This is a genomic window from Agrobacterium sp. SORGH_AS_0440 (assembly GCF_031453135.1).
GTDB lineage: Bacteria > Pseudomonadota > Alphaproteobacteria > Rhizobiales > Rhizobiaceae > Agrobacterium > Agrobacterium pusense.
Genome location: NZ_JAVIYR010000002.1, coordinates 749,099 through 764,647 on the forward strand (window position 1 = coordinate 749,099; position 15,549 = coordinate 764,647).

Here is a 15,549-nt window from a genome sequence, read left to right on the forward strand (position 1 = left end):
TCAAGAAAATGTGGATCGCCCTCTCCAAAATCGCGAGTGAAACATGCGTTATCCCCAGAGTGGTGCCGGCAAGAAGAAGGGCGTCGTGCAGATCGCCGAAGTCGCCAATGGCATCATGGACCCGGTCCTGTCGAAACGCGCCGGCATCAACACGGCGCTGCTCGGCTCCTGGGACGAGATCGCCGGGGACGATTTTGCCGATTGCACCCGCCCGGAAAAGATCACCTGGCCGCGCCGCGACGAAGGCCCGGACCGTGGCGGATATCAGCCCGGCGTGCTGACGATCGCCTGCGAAGGCGCGCGCGCGCTATTTCTCACCCACGCGCAGGGCGAACTCATTGCTCGCATCAACGGCTTTTTCGGCTTCCCGGCCGTGCGCCAGATCAGGATCGTACAGAAGCCCGTCTCGCAAACCATCACCCGCCGGCGCAAACCGCAGCCCCTGCGCGGCGATGCGGCAAAACGTCTCGATGACATGATGGACGGCATTGAAAGCGAGGCGCTGCGCAAGGCGGTGGAGAGGCTGGGTACGGCGGTGTTGCAGAAGAAGCCGGGGCGCAGGACGATTTGATGCAAGGTGCCGTCCTTGACTGGTCACAATTCTTTGACAAGAAGAGTTCAGAACCCCGCTTGTGATGAACAGGCCGTCGCTATATCGGAATCAACGGACAATAGAGTCTATTACCAACAGGTGCTTTCATGCATTTTCCCGAACTGACCATTTCCCGTCGCAGCCTTCTCGGCGGCGTTGCTCTTGCCGCCATTGCCACGGCCCTGCCGTTTGCCTTTACGCCTGGCATCGCCGAGGCTCAGGAACTGCCTGAGTCCACCGGTGATGTGGATATGGCTGCGGTAATGAAGCCCGGCCCGCTGCCGGAAGCAGCGCTCGGCGATGCCAACGCACCCGTCAAGATCGTCGAATATATGTCGATGACCTGCCCGCACTGCGCCAACTTCCACAACAAGACCTTCGAAGAAATCAAGAAGAAGTATATCGATACCGGCAAGGTCTATTTCGTGCTCCGCGAATTCCCGTTCGATCCGCGCGCCGCTGCCGCCTTCATGCTGGCGCGCTGCGCACCGGAAGGTCAGTATTTCCCCTTCGTTTCCATGCTGTTCAAGCAGCAGCAGAGCTGGGCCGTTGCGCAGGATGCGCGCGCCGCCCTGCTGCAAATGTCGAAAATGGCCGGTTTCTCACAGGAGTCTTTCGAGGCCTGCTTGACGAACCAGAAACTTCTGGATGATGTGAACGCAACCATGCAACGCGGTGCGACGGAATTCGGCGTCAACTCCACGCCGACTTTCATCATCAACGGCAAGAAATACGCAGGAGACATGTCGGTTGAAACCATGTCGGCTGTCATCGACAAGCTGCTCTGATCACCGAAGCCTTCAGAAAACGGGCGGCGGATATTTCCGCACGCCCGTTTTTTATTGCCGTTTTTCTGTCCGGAGCGTGGCGGCATGAAGTTTAACAAGCTCCGCCTCGTTGGTTTCAAGTCCTTCGTCGAGCCCTCGGAATTCATCATCGAACCGGGCCTCACCGGCGTTGTCGGCCCCAATGGCTGTGGCAAGTCCAATCTTGTCGAAGCACTGCGCTGGGTGATGGGTGAGAACTCCTACAAGAACATGCGCGCCTCCGGCATGGATGACGTCATCTTCTCCGGTTCCGGTAACCGCCCGGCGCGCAACACCGCCGAAGTCGGCCTTTATCTCGACAATTCCGACCGCACCGCGCCCGCCGCCTTCAACGATGCCGATGAAATTCAGGTGACGCGCCGCATCGAGCGCGAAAACGGCTCCGTCTACCGCATCAACGGCAAGGAAGCGCGTGCCAAGGATGTACAGCTTCTTTTCGCGGATGCCTCCACAGGCGCACGCTCGCCCTCCATGGTGGGGCAGGGGCGCATCGGCGAACTCATCAACGCCAAGCCGCAGGCCCGCCGCCAGCTGCTGGAAGAGGCGGCCGGCATTTCCGGCCTGCATTCGCGCCGCCATGAGGCCGAGCTTCGCCTGCGCGCCGCCGAGACCAATCTGGAGCGGCTGGAGGATGTGACCGCCCAGCTGGAGAGCCAGATCGAAAGCCTGAAACGGCAGGCGCGCCAAGCCAACCGTTTCAAGATGCTCTCGGCCGATATCCGCGCCCGCGAGGCGACCCTGTTGCACATCCGCTGGGTGGAAGCGAAGGAAGCCGAGGGCGAGGCGGAAAGCGCGCTCAATCAGGCAACGAACATCGTCGCCGAAAAGGCGCAAGCCCAGATGGAAGCGGCAAAGCAGCAGGGCATCGCCAGCCTGAAGCTGCCGGAGCTGCGCGAGGACGAGGCGAAAGTCGCCGCTGCCCTGCAACGCCTGCAAATCGCCCGTACCCAGCTTGACGACGAGGCCAACCGCCTGCTCCGCCGTCGTGACGAGCTGGCGCGCCGTCTGTCGCAGCTTGGCGAGGATATTATCCGCGAGGAGCGGCTGGTCTCCGACAATGCCCAGATACTCGCGCGGCTCGATGAGGAAGAAGCCGAGCTCCTCGAAATCCTGTCCGATTCCGGCCGCCATGCCGACGAAATGCGCGAAGCCTTCGAAGCTGCGTCCGTCAAGCTGGCGGAAAGCGAAGCCATCTTCACCGCCATCACCGCCGAGCGCGCGCAAACCGCCGCCGCCCGGCAGCAATTGGAGCGGGCGATCCGCGATCTTTCCGACCGCAAGCTGAGGCTCGAACGGCAATCGCAGGAAGCGACGGCCGAGATCGAGGCCATCGACGAAAAACTCTCCGGCCTTCCGGACCCCGCGGAACGGCGCGAAGCGGTTGAGGCAGCCGAGATTGCCGTCGAAGATGCGCTGATCGTCGTGGAAGAGGCCGAGGCTGCCGTTGCCGAGGCGCGTTCCGCCGAAGCCATGGCGCGCGGGCCGCTGGAAACGGCGCGAAACCGCCTGAACGCGTTGGACACGGAAGCGCGTACCATCACCAAAATCCTCGCTTCAAGCGCCGCCGCGAATGGCAGCTTCACGCCGGTGGCGGAAGAAATGACGGTTGAGCGCGGTTATGAGGCGGCACTGGGCGCGGCGCTTGGCGACGATCTCGAAAGTCCGCTTGATGCTGCAGCACCTGCCTATTGGGCCGGTAATGGCGACGGTTCTGATGATCCTACCTTACCGCAGGGCGCCAAACCGCTTCTGGATTATGCTCAGGCGCCGGATGCGCTTAGGCGTGCCCTTGCACAGATCGGCGTCGTTGCAGACGTCACGGAGGCCCGGCGGCTGTTGCCGTCGCTGAAGGCCGGCCAGCGGCTGGTGACGCGCGAAGGCGCGCTGTTCCGCTGGGATGGCCATGTCGCCAGCGCTGATGCGCCGGGCGCTGCGGCACTTCGCCTGTCGCAGAAGAACCGCCTCGCTGAAATCGAAACCGAACTGGATGAAGCCCGCTCCATTCTGGAAGAGGCCGAAGACCAGCTTGCCGCGAAAACCGAGGAGATCAGAAGCAGCGAATTGCGGCTTTCGGACGTGCGCGACCGGAGCCGGCTTGCGACCCGTCAGCTTGCCGAGGCACGCGAGGCGCTGACATCGGCCGAACGCGCCTCGGGCGATCTTTTGCGCCGCCGGGATATCGTCTCCGAAGCACTGAACCAGATCGGAGCGCAGATCGACGAGATCGCCGTTCAGGAAGAAAATGCCCGTATCGAGATGGAAGATGCGCCTGATCTTTCCGTGCTTGATCTGAAGCTGCGTGAAAGCCAGCTGGAAGTCGCGACCGATCGTGGCCTGCTGGCGGAAGCGCGTGCCCGCCATGAAGGGGTGAGCCGCGAGGCGGAAAGCCGCCAGCGCAGAATTCAGGCAATCGGGCAGGAGCGTTCCACTTGGGCATCGCGGGCGGCAAGTGCCGCCGATCATATCGCCACGCTGCGCGAACGTGAGGAAGAGGCGCGCGAGGAGATCGCCGAGCTGGACATTGCGCCCGAGGAATTCGACGAAAAACGCCGCAACCTCCTCAACGAATTGCAGAAGACCGAAGACGCCCGCCGCGCGGCCGCCGACCGGCTGGCCGAGGCGGAAAACCTGCAACGCGCCGCCGACCGGCTGGCGGCAACGGCGCTTTCCGAACTGGCCGAAGCCCGCGAAAAGCGCGGTCGCGCCGAAGAGCGGCTGGTTTCCGCCCGCGAGAAACGGCAGGAGGCGGAACATCGCATCCGTGAGACGCTGAGTACCGAGCCGCATATGGCGTTTCGCCTGACCGGCCTTGGCCCGGACCAGCCAAAGCCCGATATCCGTGATGTCGAGCGCGATCTGGACCGGCTGAAGATCGAGCGCGAAAGGCTTGGCGCCGTCAATCTGCGCGCCGAGGAGGAGCAGGCCGAGCTTTCCGCCAAGCTTGAGGCGCTGATCAAGGAGCGGGACGATATCATCGACGCCGTGCGCAAGCTGCGTGCCGGTATCCAGAACCTCAACCGCGAGGGCCGCGAACGGCTGATTGCCGCATTCGATGTGGTCAATTCGCAGTTCCAGCGGCTGTTCACCCATCTCTTCGGCGGCGGCACGGCGGAATTGCAACTGATCGAATCCGACGACCCGCTGGAAGCCGGTCTCGAAATCCTCGCCCGCCCGCCGGGCAAGAAGCCGCAGACCATGACATTGCTTTCCGGCGGCGAGCAGGCACTGACGGCCATGGCGCTGATATTCGCCGTCTTCCTCACCAATCCCGCGCCGATCTGCGTGCTGGACGAGGTGGACGCGCCGCTCGACGACCACAATGTCGAGCGCTACTGCAACCTTATGGATGAAATGGTCGCCTCCACCGAAACCCGCTTCGTCATCATCACTCACAATCCCATCACAATGGCGCGCATGAACCGCCTCTTCGGAGTAACCATGGCGGAGCAGGGCGTGTCGCAACTGGTGTCTGTTGATTTGCAGACCGCCGAACAGTTGCGCGAAGCCGTCTGAGGCGACATTTCCGGGATTCAATTTCTGGTTTTGCTCAATGTCAATTTATCTTGCCATATCACCCATTCGGGTGAGCGACATTGCGCGGCAGTTTGCTATGTCTTTCGCAAGAGCCAAAGGGTTCTCCTGAGACCCCACCATCCGGTTTCCTGTACCGGATGGAATGCCTTGCGAGGCCGCTGCCGTGGCCTCGCAAGGCTTTCTTTTTCCGGGTTCATAGGGTTGCGCGGCGGTTTGCATTGGCAATTGTGTCAGGGGAGTAAGCCTGTTTCCGTCATACCGGCCTTGAGCCGGTATCCAGCCAGCCCAAGTCCTTGGGCTGAAAGGACTCTTCCCGTCGCGCGAGAGCCGCGTCGACTGGATTCCGGCTCAAGGCCGGAATGACGGAGAGAGGCGACGCAGCCAATCACTGTAAACACTGGCATGCTGCAACTGCCCGCGCAGTGTGCGAGTTTCTCGGCCCATGATGCATGGAGGCCACCATCACTCACCCCGGCACAAGCCGCAACCTTGTACCCCAGGGGTCGATCGCTTCCACGACATTATTCTCCATCTCCACCAGCACATAACCCGCGGCCCGCAGCCGTGTTTTCTGCGCCTCGAGATCGGTGGGGTTGCGAACGGTGATTGAAAACCAGTCGAGGCCGGTTTCCATGGCGTTGCGTTCCTTTGCGCCACGGCTGTTCCAGGTATTCACCGCCAGATGGTGGTGATAGCCACCGGAAGAGAGAAAAGACGCGTCGGAACGCGCATCCTGTGTCGGTTTGAGCCCGACGGCCTCTTCGTAGAAGGCGCGGGCAGCGGCGATGTCCCCAACTCGCAGGTGGATGTGGCCAATGCGCATTCCCGCGGGGGCGACGTCATAATCACTGTTTTTGGTATCGGTCAGCTTTACGAGATCATCGACATCGAGAGGCTCGGTACCCATTTTAACCACGTTGCCGCTCCACACCCATGTGTCCGTGGGACGATCGCTGTAGACCTCGATGCCGTTACCTTCGGGATCGTTGAGATAGATCGCCTCGCTGACATTGTGATCGGCAAAGCCCGTCAGAGGCACCTGCTTCAGCGCCGCATGCACCAGCCAGCGCGCCAGATCCTTGCGGGAGGGCATCAGATAGGCGACGTGGAACAGGCCGGCAGAGGTGGGGCTCTCGAAATCCGCTGCCGGCTTGTGATCGAGATCGAGCAGCGGCACGGTCCCGACACCCAGCGTCACGCCCCTTGCCGTGCGTTCCACTTCGTTCATACCCAGCACCGAACGGTAATAATCGATCATCGGATCGAGTTCGCGCACGCGCAGCGCCGCCTTGCCGATATGCATCGGCGTCGTCAGCGCAAAGGGCAGGGTGGGATCGGCGGCGGCGGAAGCTCCGCCCTCGGCTCTAAGCGCACCGGCAAGGGCGGTGGCGGCGCAGGAAATTCCGGCAAATTTAAGCGTGTGGCGGCGGGTAAATTGCATGAATAATCTCTTTGTCGGCGATTTGAATGGCTTAGGTAACACTCCGTTTCAGCGCACTACACGAATGCGTCAATGCTGCTGTTATGTCCTGTTTAAGGCAATTCTGGCGCGCAATTCGCCGCAATTATGCTGCAGTGCGATGTAAACTACGCGTTGCGGCGTTCCCAACGTGCCGCCAATGCTGTAGATGATAGAAAAATGACAACGCTTCTGGGTGGAGAGCGTGGAATGAAAAAATGGGTTTATACCTTCGGCAACGGTGCTGCTGAAGGCAGGGCAGGTGACGTTGCGATATTGGGCGGCAAGGGCGCAAACCTTGCCGAAATGGCAAGTCTCGGCCTTCCCGTTCCCCCCGGCCTCACCATCATTACCGACGCCTGCGCGCTTTATCACAAGAACGGCCGCGATCTCCCGGATGACCTGAAGCTTCAGGTCATGGCCGGCCTGCATGGTATGGAAATCGTGACCGGCAAGACCTTCGGCGGCAGCCAGTCGCCACTGCTCATCTCCGTCCGTTCCGGCGCGCGCGCCTCCATGCCCGGCATGATGGATACGGTGTTGAACCTTGGTCTCAACGACCGCACCGTCGAGGCATTGGGCCACGATGCGGGCGACGCGCGTTTTGCCTGGGACAGCTATCGCCGCTTCATCCAGATGTATGCTGATGTCGTCATGGGTCTCGACCATGAAATGTTCGAGGAAATCCTCGAAGATGAAAAAGGCCGGCTTGGCCATGAATACGATACGGACATGTCGGCGGTCGAATGGCAGCACGTCGTTTCGCTCTACAAGAAGCTGATCGAAGATGAGCTCGGCGAAGCCTTCCCGCAGGATTGTCACGTCCAGCTTTGGGGCGCAATTGGCGCCGTGTTCGCCAGCTGGACCAACCACCGTGCCGTGACCTATCGGCACCTGCACAATATTCCCGGCGACTGGGGCACGGCCGTCAACGTTCAGGCCATGGTCTTCGGCAATCTCGGCTCGTCCTCGGCAACCGGCGTCGCCTTTACCCGCAACCCCTCGACAGGCGAGGCGGAGCTTTACGGTGAATTCCTCGTCAATGCGCAAGGCGAAGACGTGGTGGCGGGCATCCGCACGCCGCAATCCATCACCGAGGCCGCACGCTTGGCCTCCGGCTCCGACAAGCCGTCCATGGAAAAGCTGATGCCGGAAGCCTTTTCCGAATTCCTGGCGATCTGCAAGCGGCTGGAAACCCACTACCGCGACATGCAGGATCTTGAATTCACCATCGAGCGCGGCAAGCTCTGGATGCTGCAGACCCGCTCCGGCAAGCGCACCACCCGTGCCGCCATGAAGATTGCGGTCGATATGGTGGAAGAAGGGCTGATTTCGCAGGACGAAGCCGTCTGCCGCATCGAGCCGTCGTCGCTCGACCAGCTGCTGCATCCCACCATCGATCCCGGCACATCCCGTCCCATCATCGGCTCCGGCCTGCCCGCCTCTCCGGGGGCGGCAACGGGTGAGATCGTCTTTACCGCGGAAGAGGCGGTCGCCGCCGAGGCCGAAGGACGCCGCGTCATTCTGGTGCGCATCGAAACCAGCCCGGAAGATATTCACGGCATGCATGCCGCCGAAGGAATTTTGACGACGCGCGGCGGCATGACCAGCCACGCCGCCGTGGTGGCGCGGGGCATGGGCATTCCCTGTGTCACCGGCGCCGGCTCCATGCGCGTCGATATGCGCAACAGGGTGCTGATCGGCGTCGGCTGCATGCTGAAGCGGGGGGATGTCATCACCATCGATGGTTCCTCCGGCCGGGTGCTGAAAGGCGAGGTGCCGATGACGCAGCCGGAACTCTCGGGTGATTTCGGCAAGCTGATGGAATGGGCGGACAAGCTGCGCCGGATGACCGTGCGCACCAATGCGGACACGCCCGCCGACGCCCGCGCCGCGCGCGCCTTTGGCGCTGAGGGCATTGGCCTCTGCCGTACCGAACACATGTTCTTCGAGGGCGACCGCATCCATGTCATGCGCGAGATGATCCTGGCCGAAAGCGAAAAGGGCAGACGGGCGGCGCTCGATGAGCTTCTGCCGATGCAGCGCTCGGATTTCACCGAACTTTTCCAGATCATGCACGGCCTGCCGGTGACGATCCGCCTGCTCGACCCGCCACTGCACGAATTCCTGCCGAAGACGGATGGTGAAATCGTCGAGGTTGCCGCCGCCATGGGCATGCCGCAGACGGTGTTCCGCCAGCGGCTTGATGCGCTGCACGAATTCAACCCCATGCTCGGCCATCGTGGCTGCCGCCTCGCCATCTCCTACCCGGAAATCGCCGAAATGCAGGCCCGCGCCATTTTCGAAGCCGCCGTTACGGCGGCGCGCATTACCGGCGCGCCCGTCGTGCCTGAGATCATGGTGCCGCTGGTTGGCCTGCGTTCGGAACTGGATTACGTGACTGCGGTCATCGATGGCGTCGCCGAGGCGGTGGCGAAAGAAACCGGCATGGAGATCGAATATCTCACGGGAACCATGATCGAGCTGCCGCGTGCGGCCCTGCGCGCCCATGTCATTGCCGAAGCGGCCGAATTCTTCTCCTTCGGCACCAACGATTTGACGCAGACGACCTTCGGCATTTCCCGCGACGATGCGGCGCGTTTCATCAATACCTATCAGCGTAAGGGCATCATCGAACGCGACCCGTTCATTTCGCTCGATTTCGATGGCGTGGGTGAATTGATCCGCATCGCCGCCGAACGCGGCCGCCAGACGCGGCCAGAACTGAAGCTCGGTATCTGCGGCGAACATGGCGGAGACCCGGCCTCGATCCATTTCTGCGAAAATGCCGATCTTGATTACGTCTCGTGCTCGCCTTTTCGCGTGCCCATCGCCCGCCTTGCCGCCGCGCAGGCGACGCTTGCCGCGCGGGCGGAAGAAGGGCAGGTGGCAAGCAATGTCGCCTTTATCCCCGTCAGGGGTTCTGTTGGACGATGATGCGCCGCTCCACCACCACGGGACGGTAGAACATGTCGCGGTTCATCTGCGCCTGCCAGGCACGGTTGTCCGCACGGCGGTCCATTTCCAGATCGAGAAGGCAACCGGCCATCGGGTCAGTGCCGGGGCGGAAACCGTAACCCCGGCATGTCGCCTCATCCCGAGCCCGGCGCTCTTCCGGTGTCAGCGTCTGGCATGCGGTGAGCGCCAGCATGGCGGCAAGCGCACCGAAGACGATGGAAAAGCGCATTTTGTTTCTCCCTGATATGACAGCCGTACGGCACTTATTGCCGAGATTGATACGCCTGTTTTAGGACGGGGAAAAGCCGCGGTAGGGTGGAAAGTTGCATCAATGGGCCGCCGCAGGCACCTCCGCTGTGATTAATATCTGGACAGGAAGGAGGGCGGGAAAAAGCCCTGCTGAATGAGCCAGTCACTCAACAGAAGCGTTAGGATGCCGGCGAGAAGAAGACCGCCCATGAATGCGATCAGGCCGAGGGTGGCGCGTGTCCAGCGGCGGGTCTGATAGAGATAAATGGCAAGGCCGACAGGCGCGAGCAGAATAGTCGCGAATTTTACGGCAGAGCTGCGTCGGGAACCCCGCTTTTCGGCATCCGCTATCTGCCACCACGCAAACAGGGTGATGATGCCGATCATCTGCACCAGATCGTTCGCGGTAAAGGAACTGGGCGGTCCGGCGGGCCAGATGGCCGCGTCGATAAGCAGCCCGACTGAGACAAAGGCGAGCAGGCCGACATAGATCCAGTTACGTTTCACCATGCATACGTTCCGCTGAAGCTGCGCTTTGTCCGTGTCGTTATGGCTATCGATGAAGCCATCTCCGTCAACCCCTAACTTTAATGGGGCAAAGGAAGTGGCCAACGCAGGGCATCTCCTTTTTATCGGAAACGCCCCGCGACTATTGCTGTCAGGCCGTCGCCACTTCACGGTCATCGAGTGCGTCGATGTCCTTGGCGTTGTTATAAACGGCCTCGTTGAGAATGCCCTCACGCTTGGCGACAATGGTGGGCACCAGCGCCTGTCCGGCGACGTTGACCGCGGTGCGGCCCATGTCCAGGATCGGGTCGATGGCGAGCAGCAGGCCCACACCTTCGAGCGGCAGTCCGAGTGTGGAGAGCGTCAGCGTGAGCATAACCACCGCGCCGGTCAGTCCGGCCGTTGCGGCGGAACCGAGCACCGAAACGAAGACGATCAGCACATATTCCTGAATGCCGAGGGGCACCTGGAAGAACTGCGCGATGAAGATCGCCGAGATTGCCGGATAGATCGCGGCGCAGCCGTCCATCTTGGTCGTGGCGCCGAGCGGCACGGAGAAGGCGGCATATTCGCGCGGAACGCCGAGGCTCTTTTCCGTCACGGTTTCGGTGACGGGCAGTGTGCCGATGGAGGAACGCGAGACAAAGGCGAGCTGGATGGCCGGCCATGCGCCCGCAAAGAAGCGCGAGGGCTTCAGGCCATGCGCGAGAAGCAGTGCCGGGTAAACCACGAAAAGCACCAGTGCGAGACCGATATAGACGGCCGCTGCATACCAGCCGAGCTGTGACAGCGTGGTCCAGCCATATTGGTCAACTGCGCGGCCAAGCAGGCCGATGGTGCCGATGGGGGTAAGGCGGATGACCCACCACAGGATTTTACGCACGATGGCGAGCAGCGACTGGTTGAAGGCGAGGAACGGCTCCGCCGCCTTGCCGGCTTTCAGCGCCGCGACACCGAAGGCAATCGACACCACCAGCAACTGCAGGACATTGAAATTCAACGAGGTGCTGGCCGCGCCATTGCTGATTTTGGTAGATGCTTCAAGGCCGAAGACGTTGGCCGGGACGAGACCCTTGAGGAAGTCCAGCCAAGAACCGGTGGAGGACGGTGCTGCGGCTGCCGTATTGGCGATCGCCGTGTTGACGCCCGGCTGGATGACAAGACCGAGCACGATGCCGATGACGACCGCAATCAAAGCGGTGATGGCGAACCAGAGCAGCGTCTGCCAGACAAGCTTCGCCGCATTAGAGAGGTTCTTGAGATTGGCGATGGAGGCGACGATGGCGGTAAAGATCAGCGGCGGCACGAGTGCGCGCAGCAGCTGGACGAATATGCTGCCGATGGTCTGCAGCGTCACCGAGAGCCAGTTGGGGCTGCCGGCGGCGTCGGGGCCGATATTGCGGGCAACAAGGCCGAGCAGCAGGCCGATGACCATGGCTATCAGAACCTGAAAGCCAAAATTGCGATAAAAGGGTTTATGCCCCGAAGGGCGGGCAGAGGTCGTTGCCTGTGACATGACATGTCTCTTTATTGTGCAAGAAAGCGAGAATGTTGCATTTTTTACAAGCATTCTCGAGGGAGGTCGCTGAGAATACGCCGATTTCCTCAGCAATTAAGGGATGAACGTGCGTATTTGTTGCATTGTCGGGGAATTATTCCCTGACGCTGCGGCAATGCGGAAAAATATTCCTGCTTCTTGTTGGCGTGGCCTCTCAGTCCGTCGCGCGGGGAAAGTCATGCTAATTGCGCCGACGTCATTCTCGGGCCTGTCCCGAGGTCTGCCGACATATTGATTTTTATTGGAGGTAATTAGATCCTCGGCACAGGGCCGAGCATGCCGTTGAGCGGGTCTTCACCTTTAATCACCGACCTCAAGGAAACTGCGACCTGTCCGGAAATTTAACCCGCACAGAAGTGGATCATGTCCGGCATGATGGAAGAGAGGTCTTCGGGGGGCACGCTTTACCCGCAGATCGCCCCCTCCTTTGTTTTCCTCGCCGCAATTCCGGTTTATGACATCATATGCAGGTGATTCCCTGCCAGAACCCGGGTACAACGCCTCTTAGCCAATGCGATCTAACGGATATCCGCTTCCATGACTGTGCGTTTCGTCCGGCCTTTTTCGGTTGCAGCCTATCTTTCCCGCTATCTGGGCCTGGCGGCACTGGCGCTTTTTCTCATCGCCGCCGGCATCCACCGTTTCGGGCCGCTGACGACGCCTGATCTTGTCGGGCTGCTCCTCATTGCCGCAGGCATCGCTTTTCTTGCCGTGCTTCTGGCGCTGATCGGCCTTGAGCGGCTGTGGACCAGAGGCGCACGCGGCGGCCTTTCGGCGCTGGCGGCGCTGCTTCTCTCGGCCTTGCCACTCGGCGTTGTCGGCTACGGCGCCTTTCTTTATTGGCAGCAGCCGAAGATTTACGACATCTCCACTGACCTGAGCGATGTGCCGGAGTGGCTGGCGACACCGGCCGCCAACCAGCAATGGCTGGTGCGGCCCGCGACCATTACCAAGGCTGATCGCGATGCGCAGATGGAGGCCTATGCCAGCCTTGCCGGGCGCCGTTATGAAGGCGCGATAGACCGCATCTACGCCGCCGCCAAAAAAATGGCCGCCTCCCAGAATATCCGCATTACCCATACGAAGGGTGTGATAGGGGCGGAGGATGCCCCTGCCGTCGGGGTGCCAGCACAGGACAGGCAGCAGCCCGCCGACGATGCGCCGGTGGAAGACCTGCCCTCCATCGTGCCCGTGCCCATGGCCCGCCCGACCGACGCGCCTTTGCCCACCTTCTTCAACGGCAGCGGCGTGGTGCTGATGCAGGGTGAAACCCGCACCCGCATCTGGGGCCTGCGCTTCGATATCCTCATTCGCCTGAAGGAAGAGGCGGAAACCACCATCGTCGATGTCCGCGTCGCCTCCCGCTACGGCCAGCACGATCTTGGCATGGGCGCGGCGATTGCCGAGGCCTATCTCGATGCGCTGGATGCGGAGATGCAGGGGCTGAACGATAATTGAGGCCGGAAGGCAAAGCTACACGTTGGCCGAATGGATCGCGACGTCGCCGCTCGTTTCTTCTCCCCGCCGGGGAGGAGGTGGCCCGAAGGGCCGGATGAGGGGGTAACGGCGGAGATTTTCGGAGAGCTTGCCCCCTCATCCCGATGCCGCGGACTTCTCCCCGGCGGGGAGAAGAAACAGGTGGCACCCGCTCGCTCCCCACCGAAGGGGCGGCAATCACGAAAGCACCTTGAGAGCTGGCTAGTTAAAACCCCGTCACGCCGGGAAATATTCACCCGTGAGCGAAGGCGCGCCTTCCGTCCGAACTTCGCCCTTCTCGATCAGATCCTCGATATGCGCCAGCACGGAAAGTGCCGCCGCCCCATGCAGACGCTTGTCGGTGCTGGCATAGATCACCTTCACCATATCGGCGATCAGCCTGTCGCCGTCCCTGATCCGCTTCAACACCGCCTTTTCCCGCATGCGGCGGTGGGCGCGCAAGCCCCGCATGAAGGCTGCGGGATCGGTGACCGGGCCGCCATGGCCGGGCAGGAACAACCGGTCGTCGCGGGTGAGCAACCGCTCCAGTGAAGCCATGTAGTCGCTCATCGCCCCATCAGGCGGCGCGACGATGGTGGTGGCCCAGGCCATGACGTGATCGGCCGAAAAGACGATGCCGCTCCCCTCAAGCGCAAAGGCGGCGTGGTTGGCGGTGTGGCCCGGCGTATGCAACGCCGTCAATGTCCAGCCGTCACCGGAAAGGCTCTGCCCGTCGCCCAGCGCAATGTCAGGCGCAAAAGCCGTATCGGAACTTTCGGCAAAGGGATTGGTCTCGCCCACATGCAGTGGCCGGGCGGCGCGGTGCGGGCCTTCAGCCACCGTCAGCGCCCCGGTCGCCTGCGCCAGCCTGCGGGCAAGCGGCGAATGATCGCGATGGGTGTGGCTGACGAAGATGTGCGTGACTTCGCGCCCTTCGAGCGCGGCCATCAGCGCCCGAAAATGCGCCTCATCCTCCGGGCCGGGATCGATGACGGCGACGGAACGGTCACCGACGATATAGGAATTGGTGCCATGGAAGGTGAAGGCGGAAGGATTGTTGACGGTGATGCGCTGGATGAGCGGGGCGACGGGAACCGCCTCGCCATAGGCCGGCTGGAAATCGAGATCGAATGCCGGGTCCGCCATCGAGACCTCCTGAAAAAATGCCATGCATGCTTGCGCCGCGGCCTCATCCGCGTCACGGCCAAGCCCTAACATGCGAACTTCGACACGGCACCCAAAAAGCTTGAATTTTGTGAAAAAATTGGTCGCCGGGTCATTGCCGCGCCGGGCAGGCTTTGCTAATCAGGCGCGGTTCAGGCAGCGGCGTTTCGCTCTCGCTGCCCTGTTGGGGCGTCGCCAAGCGGTAAGGCACCGGTTTTTGGTACCGGCATTCCCAGGTTCGAATCCTGGCGCCCCAGCCATTCTTTCTGGCCGCGATTAAATCAAAGACTTGGCGGTGTCTGCATATCTCACTATGTACCCCTTTTACTGCAAGATTTGAAATCTTTCGACCACCAATGTTGGATGAGTGGTCGTCGCCCACCTTCTGCCAAGCATTTATCGGCGTCGTCATCCCTCATTGCTTTGTGGACAAAGCGAAAATTGAGCATCGAAGCGTCTCAACCTGTGACTATAATATTAGCGAGAGCAACTCCGTTTCTAGGCGCGCAGTGAAAAATGATCGGCCCATTGCAACACGCTATTATGGCGAAGAAAACAGGTAGCGCTTTAACTCCATTGCTATGGGCGGTCGGTGTTTCAGGCACATTCACCTCATCTCTCTACATCACAGTGGGCGGATGGCCTGCACATGTGGCCTTGTCAGCGACGATTGCACTAATCGTATATTTGCTCCGGGTCTTCGAATACCTTTTGAAGCGTGACCCTAATAGGCTCCACTCGGAGGGCCACATTCAACAAATGGCCTCCATTGCTCTGATGGGCGACAGTAACTCGGGTCAAATCACGATTAACAGCGACCCTGTAACCAACCCACACTTGGGAGTCACCGATGAGCGTTGACAAGTCAAACGGCGTTCACTGCTTTTTGGTGTACGGGTTGTATGAGGGTGTAAACGTACCAGCACTCCAACGCTACCTTGTGGATAGCTTCGACATATTGTCCTACTGGAACCACTTACCATTGATTTATATCGTGAAGACCAAGCTCACTGTTAGTGAACTTACCGCTAAACTCATGCCATTTTTTCCCAACAAGCTTTTCCTCGTAGCCGAAATAGATGCCACAAATGTGAATGGGTTTCTTCCGCCTGCCTCGTGGGAATGGTTTCGGACACCTGCCCCGCCATACAAAGTTGCTGCGCCTAAAGCCCTTTTAGGTGATATTCTCTCTAGGCAATCCTGAACTTATCGTTGCGCTCTCTCT

Annotated in this window: 11 protein-coding genes and 1 tRNA gene; 7 read left to right on the forward strand and 5 right to left on the reverse strand. The window is 60.9% G+C overall.

What is annotated here, in order from left to right; genetic code table 11:
• The first annotated feature begins 43 nt into the window (after positions 1 to 43).
• The 3 genes from QE453_RS12935 to QE453_RS12945 all read left to right on the forward strand — a co-directional run bounded on the left by QE453_RS12935 (position 44) and on the right by QE453_RS12945 (position 4,932).
• Entirely contained in the window at positions 44 to 571 is a 528-nt protein-coding gene (locus tag QE453_RS12935) for a DUF721 domain-containing protein (RefSeq protein ID WP_006699987.1), read from the forward strand.
• A 128-nt stretch (positions 572 to 699) separates the two neighbouring features.
• Positions 700 to 1,380 (forward strand): DsbA family protein, encoded by a 681-nt coding sequence (locus tag QE453_RS12940; protein WP_006309853.1) that lies wholly within the window; start codon positions 700 to 702, stop codon positions 1,378 to 1,380.
• 84 nt (positions 1,381 to 1,464) lie between these two features.
• On the forward strand, positions 1,465 to 4,932 hold the full coding sequence (locus QE453_RS12945) for a chromosome segregation SMC family protein (RefSeq protein ID WP_184285296.1): 3,468 nt from the start codon (positions 1,465 to 1,467) through the stop codon (positions 4,930 to 4,932).
• Positions 4,933 to 5,419: 487 nt separating this feature from the next.
• Here QE453_RS12945 and QE453_RS12950 read toward each other — a convergent pair whose 3' ends face one another.
• On the reverse strand, positions 5,420 to 6,394 hold the full coding sequence (locus tag QE453_RS12950) for a VOC family protein (protein WP_004440418.1): 975 nt from the start codon (positions 6,392 to 6,394) through the stop codon (positions 5,420 to 5,422).
• Positions 6,395 to 6,622: 228 nt separating this feature from the next.
• Between QE453_RS12950 and ppdK the strand changes: the two genes are divergently transcribed.
• Entirely contained in the window at positions 6,623 to 9,349 is a 2,727-nt protein-coding gene (gene ppdK, locus QE453_RS12955) for a pyruvate, phosphate dikinase (RefSeq protein WP_077986719.1), read from the forward strand.
• Here the strand turns inward: ppdK and QE453_RS12960 are convergent.
• The 3 genes from QE453_RS12960 to QE453_RS12970 form a co-directional block, all read right to left on the reverse strand.
• A complete protein-coding gene (locus QE453_RS12960; protein WP_004440421.1) occupies positions 9,327 to 9,599 on the reverse strand; it encodes a hypothetical protein in 273 nt (90 codons plus the stop codon). The two genes, ppdK and QE453_RS12960, sit on opposite strands and share 23 nt — an antisense overlap.
• A 131-nt stretch (positions 9,600 to 9,730) precedes the next feature.
• Positions 9,731 to 10,129 carry a hypothetical protein gene (locus tag QE453_RS12965; protein ID WP_184285299.1) on the reverse strand — a complete coding sequence of 133 codons (399 nt, stop codon included), beginning with the start codon at positions 10,127 to 10,129 and terminating at the stop codon, positions 9,731 to 9,733.
• A 148-nt stretch (positions 10,130 to 10,277) separates the two neighbouring features.
• A complete protein-coding gene (locus QE453_RS12970; protein WP_004440424.1) occupies positions 10,278 to 11,642 on the reverse strand; it encodes a dicarboxylate/amino acid:cation symporter in 1,365 nt (454 codons plus the stop codon).
• 579 nt (positions 11,643 to 12,221) lie between these two features.
• On the opposite strand from QE453_RS12970, the gene QE453_RS12975 reads away from it, so the two are divergent.
• Positions 12,222 to 13,142 carry a DUF1499 domain-containing protein gene (locus QE453_RS12975; RefSeq protein WP_309777200.1) on the forward strand — a complete coding sequence of 307 codons (921 nt, stop codon included), beginning with the start codon at positions 12,222 to 12,224 and terminating at the stop codon, positions 13,140 to 13,142.
• 255 nt (positions 13,143 to 13,397) lie between these two features.
• On the opposite strand, the gene QE453_RS12980 is transcribed toward QE453_RS12975, so the two are convergent.
• Positions 13,398 to 14,306, reverse strand: a complete 909-nt coding sequence (locus QE453_RS12980; RefSeq protein WP_309777202.1) for an MBL fold metallo-hydrolase — start codon at positions 14,304 to 14,306, stop codon at positions 13,398 to 13,400.
• 203 nt (positions 14,307 to 14,509) lie between these two features.
• Here QE453_RS12980 and QE453_RS12985 point away from each other — a divergent pair.
• Positions 14,510 to 14,584 (forward strand) — tRNA-Gln (locus tag QE453_RS12985).
• Positions 14,585 to 15,174: 590 nt separating this feature from the next.
• Complete coding sequence (locus tag QE453_RS12990) at positions 15,175 to 15,528, forward strand: hypothetical protein (protein WP_184285312.1); 354 nt, start codon at positions 15,175 to 15,177, stop codon at positions 15,526 to 15,528.
• The last annotated feature ends 21 nt before the right edge of the window (positions 15,529 to 15,549 follow it).